17 protein-coding genes are annotated in these 17,053 nt (G+C 43.3%); 10 read left to right on the top strand and 7 right to left on the bottom strand.

Features of this window, described 5'->3' with window-relative positions:
• Window position 1: 1 nt before the first annotated feature.
• The gene (locus tag VFW36_RS06360; protein ID WP_329657973.1) at window positions 2–577 is read left to right on the top strand and encodes an NUDIX hydrolase; all 576 of its coding nucleotides are present in this window, start codon (window positions 2–4) and stop codon (window positions 575–577) included.
• Here VFW36_RS06360 and VFW36_RS06355 read toward each other — a convergent pair.
• From VFW36_RS06355 to VFW36_RS06335, 5 genes are all read right to left on the bottom strand, one after another.
• Window positions 574–1,287, bottom strand: a complete 714-nt coding sequence (locus tag VFW36_RS06355) for a DUF3108 domain-containing protein (RefSeq protein ID WP_329657972.1) — start codon at window positions 1,285–1,287, stop codon at window positions 574–576. The two genes, VFW36_RS06360 and VFW36_RS06355, sit on opposite strands and share 4 nt — an antisense overlap.
• A 57-nt stretch (window positions 1,288–1,344) precedes the next feature.
• Window positions 1,345–3,291, bottom strand: coding sequence for a CHASE2 domain-containing protein (locus VFW36_RS06350; RefSeq protein ID WP_329657971.1), 1,947 nt, complete (start codon window positions 3,289–3,291; stop codon window positions 1,345–1,347).
• Window positions 3,281–3,841, bottom strand: a complete 561-nt coding sequence (locus VFW36_RS06345) for an OmpA family protein (protein WP_329657970.1) — start codon at window positions 3,839–3,841, stop codon at window positions 3,281–3,283. The genes VFW36_RS06350 and VFW36_RS06345 overlap by 11 nt, the downstream gene beginning before the upstream one ends.
• Window positions 3,842–3,878: 37 nt before the next feature.
• Complete coding sequence (locus tag VFW36_RS06340) at window positions 3,879–4,304, bottom strand: FecR family protein (RefSeq protein WP_329657969.1); 426 nt, start codon at window positions 4,302–4,304, stop codon at window positions 3,879–3,881.
• Between the two features lie 144 nt (window positions 4,305–4,448).
• Window positions 4,449–4,850 (bottom strand): hypothetical protein, encoded by a 402-nt coding sequence (locus tag VFW36_RS06335; protein WP_329657968.1) that lies wholly within the window; start codon window positions 4,848–4,850, stop codon window positions 4,449–4,451.
• A gap of 115 nt (window positions 4,851–4,965) precedes the next feature.
• Here VFW36_RS06335 and VFW36_RS06330 point away from each other — a divergent pair, with 115 nt between their 5' ends.
• Window positions 4,966–5,724: a DnaJ domain-containing protein gene (locus VFW36_RS06330; protein ID WP_329657967.1), complete on the top strand. Its 759-nt coding sequence runs from the start codon at window positions 4,966–4,968 to the stop codon at window positions 5,722–5,724.
• 9 nt (window positions 5,725–5,733) lie between these two features.
• Window positions 5,734–6,144, top strand: a complete 411-nt coding sequence (locus tag VFW36_RS06325) for a rhodanese-like domain-containing protein (RefSeq protein ID WP_329657966.1) — start codon at window positions 5,734–5,736, stop codon at window positions 6,142–6,144.
• 19 nt (window positions 6,145–6,163) lie between these two features.
• On the opposite strand, the gene VFW36_RS06320 is transcribed toward VFW36_RS06325, so the two are convergent.
• Together VFW36_RS06320 and VFW36_RS06315 are read right to left on the bottom strand one after the other, a co-directional pair.
• Window positions 6,164–7,423 carry a diguanylate cyclase gene (locus VFW36_RS06320; protein WP_329657965.1) on the bottom strand — a complete coding sequence of 420 codons (1,260 nt, stop codon included), beginning with the start codon at window positions 7,421–7,423 and terminating at the stop codon, window positions 6,164–6,166.
• Between the two features lie 12 nt (window positions 7,424–7,435).
• Window positions 7,436–7,732, bottom strand: coding sequence for a DUF2018 family protein (locus VFW36_RS06315; RefSeq protein ID WP_329657964.1), 297 nt, complete (start codon window positions 7,730–7,732; stop codon window positions 7,436–7,438).
• Between the two features lie 143 nt (window positions 7,733–7,875).
• Here VFW36_RS06315 and VFW36_RS06310 point away from each other — a divergent pair, with 143 nt between their 5' ends.
• From VFW36_RS06310 to VFW36_RS06280, 7 genes are all read left to right on the top strand, one after another.
• Window positions 7,876–8,595, top strand: a complete 720-nt coding sequence (locus VFW36_RS06310; protein ID WP_329657963.1) for a PAS domain-containing protein — start codon at window positions 7,876–7,878, stop codon at window positions 8,593–8,595.
• Between the two features lie 3 nt (window positions 8,596–8,598).
• Complete coding sequence (locus tag VFW36_RS06305) at window positions 8,599–11,799, top strand: chemotaxis protein CheB (RefSeq protein ID WP_329657962.1); 3,201 nt, start codon at window positions 8,599–8,601, stop codon at window positions 11,797–11,799.
• Window positions 11,792–13,123, top strand: coding sequence for a diguanylate cyclase domain-containing protein (locus tag VFW36_RS06300; protein WP_329657961.1), 1,332 nt, complete (start codon window positions 11,792–11,794; stop codon window positions 13,121–13,123). The genes VFW36_RS06305 and VFW36_RS06300 overlap by 8 nt, the downstream gene beginning before the upstream one ends.
• A 50-nt stretch (window positions 13,124–13,173) precedes the next feature.
• A complete protein-coding gene (locus VFW36_RS06295; RefSeq protein WP_329657960.1) occupies window positions 13,174–15,027 on the top strand; it encodes a diguanylate cyclase in 1,854 nt (617 codons plus the stop codon).
• Window positions 15,028–15,168: 141 nt separating this feature from the next.
• Window positions 15,169–15,807 carry a response regulator gene (locus VFW36_RS06290; RefSeq protein WP_329657959.1) on the top strand — a complete coding sequence of 213 codons (639 nt, stop codon included), beginning with the start codon at window positions 15,169–15,171 and terminating at the stop codon, window positions 15,805–15,807.
• A complete protein-coding gene (locus VFW36_RS06285) occupies window positions 15,807–16,364 on the top strand; it encodes a hypothetical protein (RefSeq protein WP_329657958.1) in 558 nt (185 codons plus the stop codon). Before VFW36_RS06290 ends, VFW36_RS06285 begins: the two co-directional genes overlap by 1 nt.
• Before the next feature lie 80 nt (window positions 16,365–16,444).
• A complete protein-coding gene (locus tag VFW36_RS06280) occupies window positions 16,445–17,053 on the top strand; it encodes a POTRA domain-containing protein (protein WP_329657957.1) in 609 nt (202 codons plus the stop codon).

Here is a 17,053-nt window from a genome sequence, read left to right as displayed (position 1 = left end):
TATGAGAACTCAGCGCGTACCGTTCGGCCAACAAAATCCCGACAAAAAGGATGCCGTCTTTTTAGCCATCTACGTCGATGCGATTTCTCCGTGGCGCTATTTCAAAGACGATATGCAGCACCTCAAATGTCCTGCGCTGATTATGATCGACCGATGGGACGGACGGATGGGATTCCCCGGAGGAACGGTCAATGCTGGGGAGAGTCTGCTCGATGCACTGGTGAGAGAGATCAAAGAGGAGATCGGTATCACGATCAAGCCAGATAAAGTCCACCCCATCGCAACCCACGAAAACCGTATCGTGACCCACCTCTACGGGCTAAAAGTGCTCGAAGCGGAGTTTTTGCACATCTACTACCACATCCTCAACAACTTCTCCCGCTCGATCCTACTGCACGCCTACGAAGAGGGGGATGAGTCACACTTTATGTCCGAGATTACGGGGATCAAGATCGTCCCTTTGATTCAGCATGAGAACAAAGGGATCAAACGTTTCGTCGAAAACGCGTTTGCGGGGGCGACACGGGAAGATTTGGACGTTCTGCTCAAAGAGATATTTCACATCAATTTGGATTAACGAACCCGTTTACCGACAATATCCCCAAAGAGAAGTACATCCTCCAAAATCGCTTTTTCGCACAATCCGCCGCTGTCAAGATTGATCAACAGCTCCCCCTGTGCGCTGGAGAAGATACGGTCATTTAAAATGACTTTCAAAAAATCCCCCCCGTCGAGTTCAAGCGTCTCTTTCATCTCCTTGAGGGAATCTCCTTTGGGGAACGTAACATCAATCCGTCCGTCTTTGCGGTTCCCGCCGATCACATAAAAGGCTCTGTCTTGGCGATTTTTCAAATAATTTTTGAAATTAAAAAAGAGGGTGAGGACATCTTCGCCCGCGTAAAACTCGTTTTTGACTTTGTCCCACTCATCGCTTTGGATACTCTCTCTCCAGACCGTTTTGTTGGGATGATCGAACGTATAGATTTTGGTCGTCTTTTTTGAATCGGTACGGCGGATTTTGATATATTTTTGGGGGATGAGCACTCCGTTGATGATATGTCCGTGACTCTCATAGGTTTCGATACGGTTGTTGGTGAGGAATTTTGCCACCCCCGTGGTACGGGCTTCGATTCGGATGGAATAGGTATCGTCCTCGCGGGTCTCAAACCGTGCATCAGCGATCCCCATCGTTTGGAATATCCCGTATGAGACCTCATAGGTCGCACTGATGACTTTGGCACTCAGGATTTGAGAAAGTAGCGCAAGTGCTAAAACAATTGTTTTCATGGTGGAATCCTTTTTGTACCAGCGTAACGCCTAATCGTGAAGTCTTTGTCAAATAGATTAGTGCAAAGCCCCCTCGTTAATCTCCTCTGCAATTATCTTATATTGATCCTTTATCTCTATAAAGGCATCGACCAAAATCGGATCAAAATGGGTTCCACGCCCCTCTATAATAATATTCTCGGACTCTTCGTACGAAAATGCCTCTTTATAGACACGTCGACTAATAAGGGCATCATAAACGTCAGCCAAAGCCATAAGTCTCGCCTCAAGAGGGATTTCATCTTCTTTGAGCCCGTTAGGGTACCCTGACCCATCCCATTTTTCATGATGGAAATGGGCGATGTTTTGCGCAATCATCATAATCTCATTCTGCTGATACTGCCTCATCGCATTTTCTACGATTCGTTTCCCCATATAGGCATGTGTTTTCATGATCTCAAACTCTTCGCTCGTGAGTTTGCCTTTTTTCTTTAATATGTTATCGGGGATACCAACTTTACCGACATCATGCAGCGGTGCGGCATGATAGAGATCAATAATATATTCTTGGGTCAAGATGTCGCGATAGAGCCCTTTCGATTCGAGATGTTCCGCCAGTTGTCGAACATACTCTTTGGTTCGCATAATATGAGCACCTGTCTCAATATCGCGTGTTTCAGCTACCAGTGCCATACTGTCGATCATCGCCTCATTAGCTTTTGCCATCTTTTCATAAAAACGTTTTTGATCGTGATAATAAACAATAAATAGCACCATCGCCAAAACAAAAAGATAAAACGTGAGCGGAACCATAAAATAGCCCGTTGAAATATACAAATTCTGTCTCAACATGATCACACTAAATATAAGTGCACTGATGATGAGAAGCGAGTAAAGTGCTAATACATGGATATATTTTTTTACACGCATCAACATCAAAAGAGCAATTGCACTTACTAGCGAGAGGATAAATGCTATACGCTTATATAACATAGATTCGCGCACCAAAGTATTATCAAGAATATTTTCAATCAACGTCGCATGAGCGGTCATCCCCGGACGAAAGGTTCCATCATTGAGCATATAATTATCATGCAATCCCATCGCACTCGCACCTACAAAAACATATTTACCTGCCAAAAATGATGGATCAACCTCTCCGCGTAGTACATCCAAAGCCGAAACTCTTTTATACCACTGTGGAGGGTAGAATTGCAATAATACTTGAGATTGTTCATCTCCACGTATGGTATGCCCTAATACACTCACCGAAATTCCTCTGCCGTATGAATCGGTTCTCAACGTCATATTTGATTCAAGAGTAGACATTGAGGCTAAACCCAATGTTGGAATCAGCTGATCGTTATAACGGATAAAAAGAGGAAGACGTCTAAAAATTCCATCTTGATCTGCCGATGCTTGAATATGACCGCATCCGTGCGCGGATTGTTGTAATATCGGTAGATTGCCTATAAGATAGGGGCTGTTGAAGAAAAGGGCTACATTGTCACTCGGAGAAATATTTAGTGCTGTAGGGAGAACATACGATTTTTGCACCGAACCGCTCGGATCAAAAAATACGGGGAGGATAAAATTCATCTTTTCAATCGTATCCGCTAACAAACGATCATTATCCCTCAGACTATCAGGAAGTCCCGAGAGGTGTGTATCCAAATGAAAAAAATGGGTGTAAAACGCTCCGAGTTCAGAGGGAGAGGTACGATCAGGTTCCGAGAACATAATATCAACAGCAGTGGAAGCAGGATTCATAGCAGCAATTTTTTCGAAGAGTTGTGCCATAACGACACGAGGCCACGGCCACTGTCCCAATGCATTCAAACTACGTTCATCTATCTCAACGATTACCGTCGCCTGTGAGCTAAGCGGCTTCGTCTTTGAAAGTGACAAGAAATCGTAAATCTTGCTATCAAACGTTGTAAGGAGTGCACTGTTCCACCACAAAGCATAAAAAAGTGCAGTCGCACCAAACGCAAGAAAAAAACGAGTTTTATTTTTAGCGTACAAGGACTTCAACCCTTCGATTACGAGGCTCATCTATTTCATCAACAGTAGGAACCAAAAGATTACTCTCACCGTACGATTCAATATGAACTTCACTGAGTTGAATATGCTGTTCTTCTAAAAAACTCTTCAACATTTTCGCCCGTTCTAACCCAAGATTATAATTTGATCCAAAAGAAGCTTTTGTATCTGTGTTTCCAATAATATCCACAACACACGGTTCGCGTTCTTTAATCAAATCGATTAAAGCACTCATTTGAACTCTTGATTCAGATGTTAACTCTGTTGAACCGCTTTTAAAATAAAAAAGAAGTGAAACCGGATGCGATGGAAGCGCTTCAAATGCTTGAACATATTTTTGTTCAATTACTGAAACTTCAACGCTACTGAGAGGTTCCGGTTTAGCTTCCTGTGATGAAAGAACTGTTTGGGTATTGGGAATATCAATGTCTACACTTCCTCCCTGAGTAGTTATGGTGATACCGTTAGTGGTTTTATTATTATCAAGTAAAATTACCGTCGTTTTTTGCCCTGAAAAAATAAACGGCATCATAAGGATAATCCCCGTATAAATAAAAAAAGGGGTCACTTTATTCCTCTACATCAACAATAAATTTAGTTCCACGAATACCGACAGTCCCTTGCGGGATTTTAAATGAAAAATTTTGAGGGGCAAGTTTTCCGATTTTCCCTGTTTCAACAATAGCATTCCCTTTGGAAAGTCCCATATCAATAGCATAATCGTTAGCACTCGGTTTAAAACGGTACGTATTCACCATAAACGTACTTTTTGCACCTAGAGAGATTACGGTTCCATCATTAAAGATTACACCGACACTGCTCTTATCAGATGTTTGAAGAACATCACCGGCATACAAGAATGATCCTTTTTTAATCGGCACAAAGCTTACATCATGTTTAACAAGGACCTGACCACTAACATTTTTAACAATGGCAATATTCTCAGCACTCCATAATGATACACTTATCAGAACGATGGATAAAACCTTAATCATACTTCATCTCCTCGTATTTTATGTACAAAACCAATACAATTGGTAAAAAATTATATCTTTCATACGGTCACATATAAGTTACATTTTTATGACCAATACATGACCGATTTTAGACTAAAGACTAAACAAGCATACTAAATAATTCTACAGCTTCAGTAATAAAGATCCTGCCCCTTTAGAGACGATCCCCAGCGGCACTTTGATCCCCTCTTCCATGTGATCGGCGAAAATGCGGTTGAGCCATACCCGATTGGTCTGCACTTTTTGGAGGATCAGATACTCCTCTTTGTCAATCGTGAGGGTCATGTACGAGCCGATGGCAACGCTAAGAGGTTGCTTTTCCCCTTCCGGCATGAGGGTAAAGCTAATCGTTTTTTTCGTCGTATCGACGGTAACGTTATCCACTTTGCCGTATCCTCGTGCACTGAAATAGAGCGATACGGCGGAGGTTAGGATTTTAGAGCGGATCGAATCCATCGTGGAGAGTTCAGCGCCATGAAGCGTGCTCAAAAGTAAAAAAGCGATGAAGATCAAACGTTGAAACATACTTTACCTCATATAGTAAAAAAACAAAATTATAGCTCCCTGCCTCTAAAAGAGTACTTCACATCGTTACTTTTTACGGGTAAACTGTCGTATATTTTTACTCTCAGGATACCCGATGACCCAACTCATTGTCTTTGCCGTTGTAGCGCTCCTCTTTTACTGGCTCTCTCGAAGCTTTGCCCAAAATCAGCACACCTATTCCAAAAGTCAGTTTGCCGGATTTAAACTCACCAAAGAGAACCTCTCCTACAGCGAACTGGGACTTTTTGTCGCCCTCAGTGCCAAAGTCGCCAAAGCCGACGGACGGGTCGATGAACTCGAAGCGGAGTTGGTCGGCAATATGTTCAACGACATCAGCGCCCTCTTCCCCGATCCCGAAGCGACCAAAAAACTTCTCAAAGAGATTTTCGATGAAGAGAAAAATGCGCCTCACAACATCGATCTCGTAGCTCAAGCTCTCTACAAAGCGCTCCAAAACGATCTGCACAAACGTCAAAAGATGATGGAATTTTTAGTCCATCTGACCTATATCGACGGAACCCTTAGCCATAGCGAAGAGGAGATGCTCCGTGTCATCGCCAAACACCTCCGTTTCAGCGAGAACGATCTCGCATCGATGTTGGAGCGTTTCGGGGCGCATCATCGCCACAGTGTCAAAGAGAGTTCTATCGATCAGGCCTACGCCCTCTTGAATCTCGCGTCTACGGCGACCAACGATGAAGTCAAAAAAGCGTACCGCTCACTCGTGCGGGAATACCACCCCGACATCATCAAATCGCAAGGGGCATCGGATGAGTATCTCAAAGAAGCAACCGAAAAAGTGCAAGAGATCAATGCCGCCTATGAGATGATCAAAAAATCGCGCGGAATCTAAAGGAATAGTATGGAGAAGAAAAAAGTGTTAAATATCGCATATTGGATCGTTTTTATCGGACTGGTGGGGGTTTTTGCCTATAGTAAAGGGTGGATACTCACCAACTTCGAATCGATTACCCCTCAACAAGCCAAAGAGCTGATCCAAACGGGTGAAAAAATCGCTATTATCGATGTCCGTACTCCCGATGAGTACACCCAAGAGCACATTGAGGGATCCGTTCTGATTCCGTTGCAAACATTGGACAAAAACCTCGCTCTTATCGCCGGAGTAAAGAATCAAAAAATCATCGTCTACTGCCACAGCGGAAACCGAAGTGTCAGTGCGTCACGGATTCTCGCCAATAACGGCTTTACTCCGCTGAACCTCAAGGGGGGAATTAGTGCGTGGAAAGCGCAAGGGTTCCCTACGCTCCAATAGCAGCGACATCTAACGAGGCTCAGACGATATAGAGTTTATTTCGCCCTGTCGCTTTTGCCTGTGCCAGAGCGCTGTCCGCTTCGTTCATCGTGTCATTGAGGGTATCTTCACGCTCCAACGCCGCTCCGATTGAAATGCTCAGTGCGATCTCTTCTTGGGGGAGAATCAGCGGAGTGAACGAGACTTTTTGGCGGATATGTTCCAAAAGATCGATGGCACTCTCTCGGGTCGTATTTTTGAGTACCAGACAAAACTCTTCCGCGCCGAAACACGCAAAAATATCCTGATGTCCGACACACGAACGGACGATCTCGGAGACATGGACGATCGCTTGATCGGCAATCTCCGCTCCGTGGGTATCGCCGATATGCTTTATATTATCGACGTCGATCATCGCCACGACAAACCGTTCTTCCGCCTCGAGCGCTTCAGCGAAATACGGTTCCATCACACTGAAAAAATGGCGGCGGTTGTATAGCCCCGTCAAAAAGTCACGATGCGAATAGTTCGTCAAAGTGTCGATATTTTCCAACGCTTCGATCGCGTTGTTCAATCGGCACGAAAACTCCTCTTTGCTAAAGGGCTTGTTAATAAAATCATTCGCTCCCCCTTTGAGAAACATCGCCGAAACATCCGAATCGTCACTCGAGGAGAGGACAAAAATACTGAGCTGATTTTTCGTATAGTTTTTACGAACCGCTTTGGTCAGTTCCAATCCGTCCATCACCGGCATATTGTAATCGGTAATGATGATACGGATGTCGGGATTCTCCTCCAAAATCAGAAGTGCCTCTTCGCCGTGGGCGAGGGTAAAGACTTGGAAAAAGAGGTTTTCCACCATCTTTTTCATCTGATTTCTAAACACCACCGAATCATCCACCACCATCACTTTGTGGGAGCGGTTTTTGAGGAGCCGTTTGATCGTATCGATCACGTAATCGATATCGCCGATCCCCCCTTTGTGGACGTAATCGATAATATCTTTTTTGAGGATCGCTTTGCGGAACTCTTTGTCGATGCTTCCCGTGAGGACGATGGAGGGGATGTTCTTTTTGAGCATCACATCCACGATCTCACCGTTGGGGGCATCGGGGAGGTTGAGATCGAGAATCCCGAGAGTATAGGTATGTCTTTGGCTCAAGAGCTCCGCTTCTGCGAGCGAATACGCGACATCCAGCTCTAAATCCAATTCGCTTTTTATTTTTAGCGTGATGAGTTTTGAGAGTGTTTTGTTATCGTCAACGAGTAAAATTCTCTCTACTTTTGGTTTGTTTCCCATTTGGCCCCCTCATCAATCCGAAAGTTTATAGATCAAACGTCCGGCGTACTCCATATAGAGACTTTTTTTACGGGTTTCGATCGTACTGGCATTGGCAAAAATATGGCGGTCGATGATTTTATCGAGTTCCTCTTCATCATGCTGTTCCATCAACATCTGCTCCATTGCCGCCATTTTCGCGATGATCGAATCAAACTCGTCGCGTGCGATATCGGGGCTCACCTGTTTTACGATGTCCCAGTATTTCGATTCGGGAGTCCCTCCGAAAATATCGTTTTCATCTTCAAAAAGTGCGTCATACGATGCCATTGAGAAATCCTTTTTATTTAATCATGCCATTGTATTAAAATTCTTAAAAAATTTGTACCGTTTTTAGGGTTATTCCGATGAGTTCAGACTAAATTATCTCAATATAGGCACTTTAAAGATACTTTTGTAATAGAATGGCTTTTATGAATGCAAAAACACTGATTAAGCTATGTGATAAATGTTATTGGAATCCTCTTACACAGACCGTTAACGAAGATAATAACACGCTTGTATTGACATCGAATATGACCAAATTGCTCGCTATGCTAATCGATCACCACGATAAGCCCGTGAGCAGTGTCGATATTTTTTTCCATATCTGGGACGATTATGACAAAGAGTTCAACCCAAAAAATGTCCGTAATCTCATCAGTAGCCTCCGAAAAAGAGTCCCTTGCCTGATCATCAATAATTATTACGGAGGGCGTTATGTCCTCAAAAAATATCGTGATAATATCCCCGATATTACCGATTATGTTTTGGAAATTCTCGATCAAGCCAAAAACGGGGTGGTCATTTCGGACCCGAATTTGCCCGATAACCCTATCATCTTTGTCAATGAAGCGTTTACGGAACTCTTCGGCTATACCTCCGAAGAAGCGATCGGTCGAAATTGCCGTTTTTTACACGCTGAAGATCGGGATCAACTCTCTCTCAAAGAGATCAAATCGGCGATAAACAGCGAACGTGACATCACCGTGACGCTCCGCAATTACACCAAAGGGGGGGAACTGATTTTTAATGAGCTCACTATCAGCCCCATCTTTGACAAAAAAACAGAAAAGTTAAAATATTTTTTAGGTGTTCAGAAAAATGTGACCGCCATACAAAAGCTGATTCAACAAATCAAAAGGATGTTATAGACGATGGCAAAGAAGAAAGTGAGCAACGACTATACTAATCTAACCATAGTAGGTTTAGGTGCCAGTGCCGGAGGGTTTGAAGCACTCCAAAAATTTATTCAGAATATCGAGCCATCCAGTCGTATCACCTATGTTATTGTTCAACATCTCGATCCTAAGCAGCCGACGTTGCTGGGAACGCTTTTGGAGCGATTCTCCAAAATACCTATTATCGCCGTAAGTGATGGGCTTGAGCCTTTGGCGAACCATATTTACTATTGCCCTCCCAATTCGGATATAGTGATCGAAAAGGGGCATTTTAGACTTGTTGAACCTTCCATCAAACCCTATCCGAAACCCTCGGTCAATCGATTTTTAAAATCATTGGCGCAAGAGAAAAAAGAGAAAGCGATAGGGATCATCCTAAGCGGAACGGGAAGCGACGGTGCGGACGGGATTGTCGCTATCAAACAAGCCGGAGGTATCGCCCTCGCCGAAAACGAAGATGCCAAATATTTTTCGATGCCCAAAGCGGCTATCGACACCCACGCGGTCGATGCCGTGCTCCCCTCGGAGCTTTTGGCACAAGGTATCCCCTATGCCATCGACGATCCGAAATATTTTGATCGCCATTTTGATCTTTTAGACAACATTGACAAAGTGTTTCGTCTGTTGAACCAAAAAAGCGAAGTCGATTTTAGCGATTACAAAGAAAATACGATCCATCGCCGTTTAGAGCGGCGCATCATCGACACCAAATCAGAAAGTGTCAGTGATTATATCGATCTCTTGCAACGTTCACCCTCTGAGATTATGAAGCTCAAAAAAGAGCTTTTGATCATCGTTACCTCACTTTTTCGCGATAAAGAAGCATTCAGAGCGCTAGGGAGCGAAGTGGAGAATCTTTTGAGTGATAAGCTCGACAACCATCTACGGATTTGGGTTGCGGCATGTGCTACGGGTGATGAAGCGTACTCTTTGGCTATTGTCATCAGTGAACTGTTGAAAAAGATGGGAATCACTAAAAAAGTCACTATTTTCGCCACCGATGTCAGCGAAGAGGCCATCGATGAAGCACGCAGTCGAAATTTTAGCGAAGAAGAGGTCAGTGAGATAGATCCATTACTCCTCTCAACCTATTTTGTCGAAAAAAATCACCGATATACCCCGATCAAGCCGATACGGGACATGATCGTATTCTCAAAACACGACGTGATCAAAGATCCGCCGTTTTTGAATCTCGATTTGGTGAGCTGCCGCAATCTTCTGATCTATTTTAACTCCGAATTGCAACAGCGCGTTATCAGTATTTTTTCGTACGCACTGCGCTATCAGGGGCTGATGTTCTTAGGATTATCCGAAACCATCGGAAACTTAACCTCTATTTTTGCCATTATCGATAACAAACACAAAATCTATCGTAAATCGAATGATATGGGCAATATTGACATCGAAGCGCTCGCCTATTTTCAAAAAAAAGATTTTCAGCGCGGCTCACGAAAACTACGGGATGAAGTCAATGCGTTGGATGTAAACGGTTCGATCAATAATGCCGTAGCGGGATTTTTTGCCCAAAACGGTATCGTTGTTGACTCCAGCGGGGGGATTTTGTTTTTCAAAGGGGAGAATAAATATATCTCTCATCCCAGCGGTCTGGCTACAAACGACATCTATAAACAAGTCTCTGATTTTCTCCGGCTCGATTTACGGGCAACCCTCAATGAAGCGGTTAGAAATGAGCACGTCAGTGTCTCTAAAAAAATCCGTCTCTTACCCCTCACCGATGATAGAGTCTATATTACCATCACCGTATTTCCCCTGCCGCGCAACAAACTCGCTGAAAACAGCTATTTTATTACGTTTGAAGAGATCAATGAAACCGATCGTTCCGTTCTCCTCTCTCACCAAATGCAAGTACACGACATCAATGACGTCAATATTCTCGAAAATGAGCTAACCGCGCTTAAAGAACGTCTGCAAATTACCATTGAAGAACTGGAAACCTCGAACGAAGAGCTCCAAAGTACCAACGAAGAGTTGCAAAGTACCAACGAAGAGCTCCAAAGCACCAATGAAGAACTCGAAACGTCCAATGAAGAGCTCCAAAGTACCAACGAAGAGCTCCATACCGTTAATGATGAGCTAGAACATAAGAATAAAGAGCTGGCATTTGTGAACGAAGCACTGAACAAGGTGGTTGAAGTCATCAATACCGATGTTTTGATTTTGGATAAAAATCTTGACCTTTTCCTCCATACCAAAGGGATGGAGCGTTTTTTCCAAATCAACTACACCCATAAAATCAACCTAAGCGAAATCATTATCAATGCGTTGGTCTCGATCCCCGATCTTTTTGAAAACGTCAAAAACGTGGTTCAGCATAAAACGGAAGTTGAATACGATTTGATTATCGATAACCGTATTTTTTGGTTCCAGATCAAACCGATTAATTTCTCTACCGAAGATTTCGGGGTTATTATCGGCTTTACCGATAAAACCGATATTATCCGAAACCAAGAGCTGATGTTTCAACAATCAAAACTCGCCAGTATGGGAGAGATGATCGGAAATATCGCGCACCAATGGCGACAACCGCTCAACTCGCTTGCCCTCAATCTGTTCGCTATAGAGAAAAAAATCCATAAAGACAGTGTTAATAAAGAACTCTTTCACACGTTTGTGGAGGAGTCTCAAAAGACGATTCAGCACATGTCCACCACGATTGATGATTTTCGCGATTTTTTCAACCCGAACAAAGCGAAAAAGCTCTTTAAACTATCCTTTGTGATCGATAAAACCATCTCATTCGTCCATGACTCGTTTAAAAACTACAACATTTCCCTCTACAAAGAGAACGAGAGTGATCTGGAAATTTTCGGATATGAGAATGAATTTGCCCAAGTGCTCATCAACATTCTCAATAATTCCAAAGATGCCATCCTGCGCGATAATCGCAATAACGGGTTTATACGGATCGGAGTTACATGCCAAGAAAATACCGCTCTTGTTACCATCACCGATAACGGAGGCGGAGCATCCACTGAGATCATTGATCGGGCATTTGAGCCCTATTTTACAACCAAAGAGAAAAAAGAGGGGACAGGAATAGGATTGTATATGTCAAAAATGATCATCGAAAACAGTATGAACGGATCGATTCGCATGGAAGCGACTCCGGACGGTATGAAAACAGAAATCTCTTTGCAAGTACAACAAAATGCTTAAATCATTAATCTTGTTATATGTCGAAGACGATGAATCGACGGTACGATCTTTTATCAACGCATTCGACGATTACTTTAAAGAGGTGATCATCGCACGTACCGCCGAAGAGGGGATAGAACTTTGCGAAAAGCACTCTCCCCATATCATCATCACCGATTTACAGCTCCCTAAAATGAGTGGTTTGGAGATGATCGAGCAGCTACGCCATACACACCCTACTCTTCCGATTATCGTCAATTCTGCATTTAGCGATACCCATTTGCTCTTACGCAGTATCGCGTTGCGTGTCGATAACTACATACTCAAACCGACAGACCCTTATCAGCTTTTGAGTGTGTTGGAAAAAACAGCACGGATTATCACTCTCGAAAAGAGCCTCACGACCACACGTGAGATGATGCAAACCATGATAGACGGAATCCCCGATCCGATCTTGTATATTGAGCAAGATTACACGATTGCGCTGATGAATAAAGCGGCGAAAGATCAAGCAGAAGACTCGGTACTGCTCAATAAATGCTTTAATCTCGCAAAAAAAGATATGCCTGCTTGTTCGGAAGACGGAAGTGCATGTCCTATGAACAGTGTCAAGACAACCAAACAGCCGATTACCCTGCGTCATCTTCGCAAAGACAAAGAGGGAAACAAACGGCATGTTGAAGTCCACATGCGTCCCGTCTTAGATTCCGAGGGGGAGATAACCGCTTATTTGGAAATCACCCACGATATTACCGAATATCTCTCTATCCAAGATCAGCTGATGGCCGAGACTCAAAAACTTTCCCATATTTCAATGCATGATCCGCTGACCCACTTACCGAACAGACGCCTCTTGATGGATAGAATCGAACAAGCGATTCAACGTAAAAATCGATCAGGAGAAACATTCGGAATCTTTTTTATCGATTTGGACCATTTTAAAGAGATCAACGACTCTCTCGGTCATTCAAGCGGTGACAAACTGCTAATTGAAGTAGCTAAACGGATGAGACACGTTATCCGAAAAGGGGACACCCTATCCCGATTCGGAGGGGATGAGTTTGTCCTTATCATCGAAAACGGTATGGATATTGCCCATTTCAATAAAGTTGCCGCAAAAATCCAACAGCTCTTTCATGAGCCTTTTATCATCAACAATCACAAAATTTACAGTGCTTGCAGTATCGGCATTAGTCTGTTTCCTCAAGACGGCGAAAGCGCAGAACTTCTCCTCAGCAATGCGGACACGGCAATGTATGTATCAAAAAATGGGGGTCGCCATCAGTTTCAATTTTATACGCACACTATGACAAAAGTTGAAAATGAATATCTTCATATAGGGTGATTCATAAACTCTGATATAATGTTTGTAATGTTGCATTTACGGGATGAGTAATGACCCAAAAAAATTTTAAACTTATTTTTACCCTTTATTTTATCATCTTCGGTATTGTGATCACTCTGTTCAGTTCTTTTATCGGATATAACATACAGATGATCAATATCAAAGATCGAATCGATAAAAATGCCGAAGAGATCTCCTATATCCGAAAAATCAATATGCTCAAACCCGATATTGATAAAATGGGTTCTATCTTGATTGCCCTCAAAACGGACAAAGCCTTAGACACCTACCTCAAAACTCCCAATAACACCAATAAAGCGCATAGCCAAAACGTCTTTTACGCCATTGCCCTCTCCGATCACCTCATCATGCAAGCGCGATTTATCGATGCAACGGGAAAAGAGCAGATACGGATCGATCGGACCAATAGTTCCGCCTTACCGTTTATCGTCGATGATGCAAAACTCCAAGACAAAAGCGGACGGGATTATTTTCAGATCGTAAGCAAAATGAAACACGATACAATCTGGTACTCTAAAATCGATCTCAATATCGAACACGGCAAAATCGAAGTGCCCTACCGCCCCACCTATCGTATCGCAACACCGATTTACCGAGACGGGGTATTCAAAGGGATCGTAATCGTCAATATGCTAATGGATGAAGTGATTTCAAAAATAAGCAAATCAACGGTATTTGATCACTATATTATCGATAAAGAAGGGCATTTCATCCTCCATAGCGATGAGCGGTTTTCGTGGTCTAAATATACCCATTCAAACATAAGACTCGTGGACGTATTTCCGCTCGAAGCTTCCGCTATTCTCGCCGGTCAATCCAAAGGGGAGAGCTTTTACGCCTACAGCCTCGATGACATTTTACATAACGGTGAGGGGGTTCGTTTGATCCTCAAACCTAAACAAGAGTATATCGATGCCCTCTTGCGCTCCAATATCAAAGTATCTCTATTGGTCATTTTATTAAGCATCCTCCTCAGTATCCCCCTTGCCATGTATGCCTCTCTTGCTCCATCCAAACTACAAAAAGCGCTTGTAGCCTCCAACAACGATCTCAAACGCTTTGCCGACATCATCGATCAATACGTCGTAACCGCAACGACTAAAACCAACAGCATCATTACCGCCGTCAGCACCGCCTATGCGAAACTCTCAGGCTACTCTAAAGCTGAACTGATCGGACAAAAGGTCAATATACTCAAACACCCCTCTACCCCGAAAGAGATGTATCAGGAGTTATGGGACACGATCGAAAGAGGGGAAGAGTGGAAAGGGGAACTGCACAATAAGCACAAAAACGGAGAGTCGTATTGGATCGAACAGACCATCATCCCGATCAAAGACGAGCATAATACCCCCCTTTATTATATGTCGGTCGGAATCGACATCACGGCCAAAAAAGAGCTCGAAATTCTCTCTATGATGGATCGCTTAACGGGGATTGCCAACCGAAGAAAATTGGATGAATTTTTAGCTCAGGAGGCGGAACAAGCAAAACGCTACGATAGACCGCTCAGTTTGCTGATGATCGACATTGACCATTTCAAAGAGGTCAACGATACCTATGGACACCAAATCGGAGACTATACGCTCCAGAGCGTTGCTATGCTGCTCAAAGAGAATATCCGCCTCAGTGATTTTGTCGGAAGATTCGGAGGGGAAGAGTTTATGGTTATCTGTCCTGAGACGAACCACACCTCTGCAAGCACATTGGCTGAAAAACTCCGTCTCTCCATCGACCAGCATCCGTTCGAGACGATCAGACATACCACCATCAGTATCGGTATAGCGCAGTTACACCCTGATGAGAGTGTTTCGGATTGGGTTGATCGAGCGGACAAAGCGCTCTACCTCGCCAAACATGGGGGGAGAAATCGCGTCTGTTAACCGCTTGATCTCCCCTCTTCCTCAGTAGCACTGAACACGCAATCACCTCCTCCAATACGTTAACGACCGCTTTGCAACATTGTTGCGACACAAAAGAGAAATAATTAGGGTATTAAAACGGCTAAAAAGAGGAAAACAGCGATGAACAGTGATCCATTGATGATACAAAGCAATACTAAACTGTTAAAAGACATAGCTTTTGATATGACCGTTCTTCTGGTAGAAGACGACATAGAGATTCAACACCATCTGAAAAACTTTTTATCCCGTTTTTTCGGAAGAGTTGATACGGCGACCAATGGGATCGAAGCGCTGGATTTATACAATCTTCACCTCTATGATCTGGTCATTACCGATCTAACTATGCCATACATGGATGGTATCGAGTTCTCCGCCAACATCCGAAATATCAAAAACTCGCAGCATATTATTGTCGTTTCAGCCCATTCTGAAAGCGAAAAACTCATTAAACTGATCAACATCGGGGTAGAGGGTTTCATCCTCAAACCCGTTGACATACAGCAGGTTATCACCATGCTCCTCAAATCGTGCCAGTCGATATACGATCATAAAATGCTCCATTATTTTAATAATCTATTGGAACAAACCAATGCCGAACTACGTGAAAGCAATATGGAACTCGAATCTACCCTCAACAAGCTCGGTCGGCTTCGCGAAGAGTACCATAGCCTCGAAAACAGCACCTCCGATTTAGATGACCCTATGGAGGATGATCTACTCAAAAAAATTGACGAAATTGAACTATCTCTCACCCGATAATGCTACAACAAGAACAGCTCCTAAGCGATATTATTGAAGATACGATCAAAAAAGGCTCACCTATCATCGGGTGGGAGTATTCGGCAAACGGAAAAATCATTATCCTAAAACGCAACTGTGTCCCCCAATACTGCATCAACCTTTTTCAGGCTGCGGATATGTTGATCCATCAGTATAATTTAGTCAAAAACTACGCGCACATCTACACCCATTTAGAGAGTAAACCCCGATTTAACCCTATCGATACGGTCAAACCGTCTCCTAACACGGAAGAGAGTTTTGAGGCCAAAAGCATCTCGTTGTGTGATGCGATTTTATTTAACTCTTCACAACCGTTCAATACGGATACCCAAAATAAAATTTACAATGCACTGCATAAAGCCAACCGAGGAAATCCTGTCTCAAAAGACAATTTTCTCCTCCTACGAAGCAGAATGTCTGAATACTATTCGGGCAAAGCGCTCCTTGCCGCCAACATCGATGAAAAAGAAAAATTACGGAAAATTACCCGTTTTTTTGAAACGATGAAGTACAAAGATTTTCTTGAACTGTTTTAATCCTCGTGAAAATTGCAACACATTTGCCACACTAAACCTTTAGACTTTCACCATCACTACCTACCGTAAAAAGGAATACCATGCTCTCTAAAACTCTCCTTGCCGCCCTCTCATTAAGCGTATCGCTTTTAGCGTCGACTCCGATCAAAACGATCACTTTCGAAGGAAATGTCAAAGTCCCGACGAAAGTATTGCAAAAGAACATTCAGCACCATCTCGGAAAAGTTGCCGATACGAATGAACTCAATGCCATTATCACCGAGACGGAAGCCTACTACCGCAACCACAACTATGCCCTTGCGTTTGCAACCGTAGAATCGATGAACGATACAAACGGAACGCTCAAAGTCGTGATCGGAAAATACGCCGATTTTAATGCACGCTCCATCGCGGAAATGAAACGCCGAAAGGTTCAAGAGGGTTCTATCAACCAAATTTTCTTTGAGGGAAACGAAAAAATTTCAACCTACCGCCTGATGAAACTCATCGCCCCCTCACTCGGAAAAACAAATACAACGTCTAATCTGAATGACATTGCACTCAATGTCCAAAACTATTACCGACAACACCGTTATGAACTCGCTTATGCCCAAATCAAAAATATCGATGACAAAGGGGTGGTCACCGTCGAGATCAAAAAATACCCGAATTTCAAAGCGCTCTACGCACGTGAAAAGAAACAATCGTAA

Source organism: Sulfuricurvum sp. (assembly GCF_036279695.1).
Taxonomy (GTDB): domain Bacteria; phylum Campylobacterota; class Campylobacteria; order Campylobacterales; family Sulfurimonadaceae; genus Sulfuricurvum.
The sequence above is the reverse complement of the archived record's forward strand: the minus strand, read 5'-3'. Positions and strand labels throughout refer to the sequence as shown.

Bases quoted from the DNA above. Each gene is read 5' to 3' on its own strand.
- VFW36_RS06360 (WP_329657973.1), top strand. From the start codon at position 2: ATGAGAACTCAGCGCGTACCGTTCGGCCAACAAAATCCCGACAAAAAG.
- VFW36_RS06355 (WP_329657972.1), bottom strand. From the start codon at position 1,287: ATGAAAACAATTGTTTTAGCACTTGCGCTACTTTCTCAAATCCTGAGT.
- VFW36_RS06345 (WP_329657970.1), bottom strand. From the start codon at position 3,841: ATGATGCCGTTTATTTTTTCAGGGCAAAAAACGACGGTAATTTTACTT.
- VFW36_RS06340 (WP_329657969.1), bottom strand. From the start codon at position 4,304: ATGATTAAGGTTTTATCCATCGTTCTGATAAGTGTATCATTATGGAGT.
- VFW36_RS06335 (WP_329657968.1), bottom strand. From the start codon at position 4,850: ATGTTTCAACGTTTGATCTTCATCGCTTTTTTACTTTTGAGCACGCTT.
- VFW36_RS06330 (WP_329657967.1), top strand. From the start codon at position 4,966: ATGACCCAACTCATTGTCTTTGCCGTTGTAGCGCTCCTCTTTTACTGG.
- VFW36_RS06325 (WP_329657966.1), top strand. From the start codon at position 5,734: ATGGAGAAGAAAAAAGTGTTAAATATCGCATATTGGATCGTTTTTATC.
- VFW36_RS06320 (WP_329657965.1), bottom strand. From the start codon at position 7,423: ATGGGAAACAAACCAAAAGTAGAGAGAATTTTACTCGTTGACGATAAC.
- VFW36_RS06315 (WP_329657964.1), bottom strand. From the start codon at position 7,732: ATGGCATCGTATGACGCACTTTTTGAAGATGAAAACGATATTTTCGGA.
- VFW36_RS06310 (WP_329657963.1), top strand. From the start codon at position 7,876: ATGAATGCAAAAACACTGATTAAGCTATGTGATAAATGTTATTGGAAT.
- VFW36_RS06305 (WP_329657962.1), top strand. From the start codon at position 8,599: ATGGCAAAGAAGAAAGTGAGCAACGACTATACTAATCTAACCATAGTA.
- VFW36_RS06300 (WP_329657961.1), top strand. From the start codon at position 11,792: ATGCTTAAATCATTAATCTTGTTATATGTCGAAGACGATGAATCGACG.
- VFW36_RS06295 (WP_329657960.1), top strand. From the start codon at position 13,174: ATGACCCAAAAAAATTTTAAACTTATTTTTACCCTTTATTTTATCATC.
- VFW36_RS06290 (WP_329657959.1), top strand. From the start codon at position 15,169: ATGAACAGTGATCCATTGATGATACAAAGCAATACTAAACTGTTAAAA.
- VFW36_RS06285 (WP_329657958.1), top strand. From the start codon at position 15,807: ATGCTACAACAAGAACAGCTCCTAAGCGATATTATTGAAGATACGATC.
- VFW36_RS06280 (WP_329657957.1), top strand. From the start codon at position 16,445: ATGCTCTCTAAAACTCTCCTTGCCGCCCTCTCATTAAGCGTATCGCTT.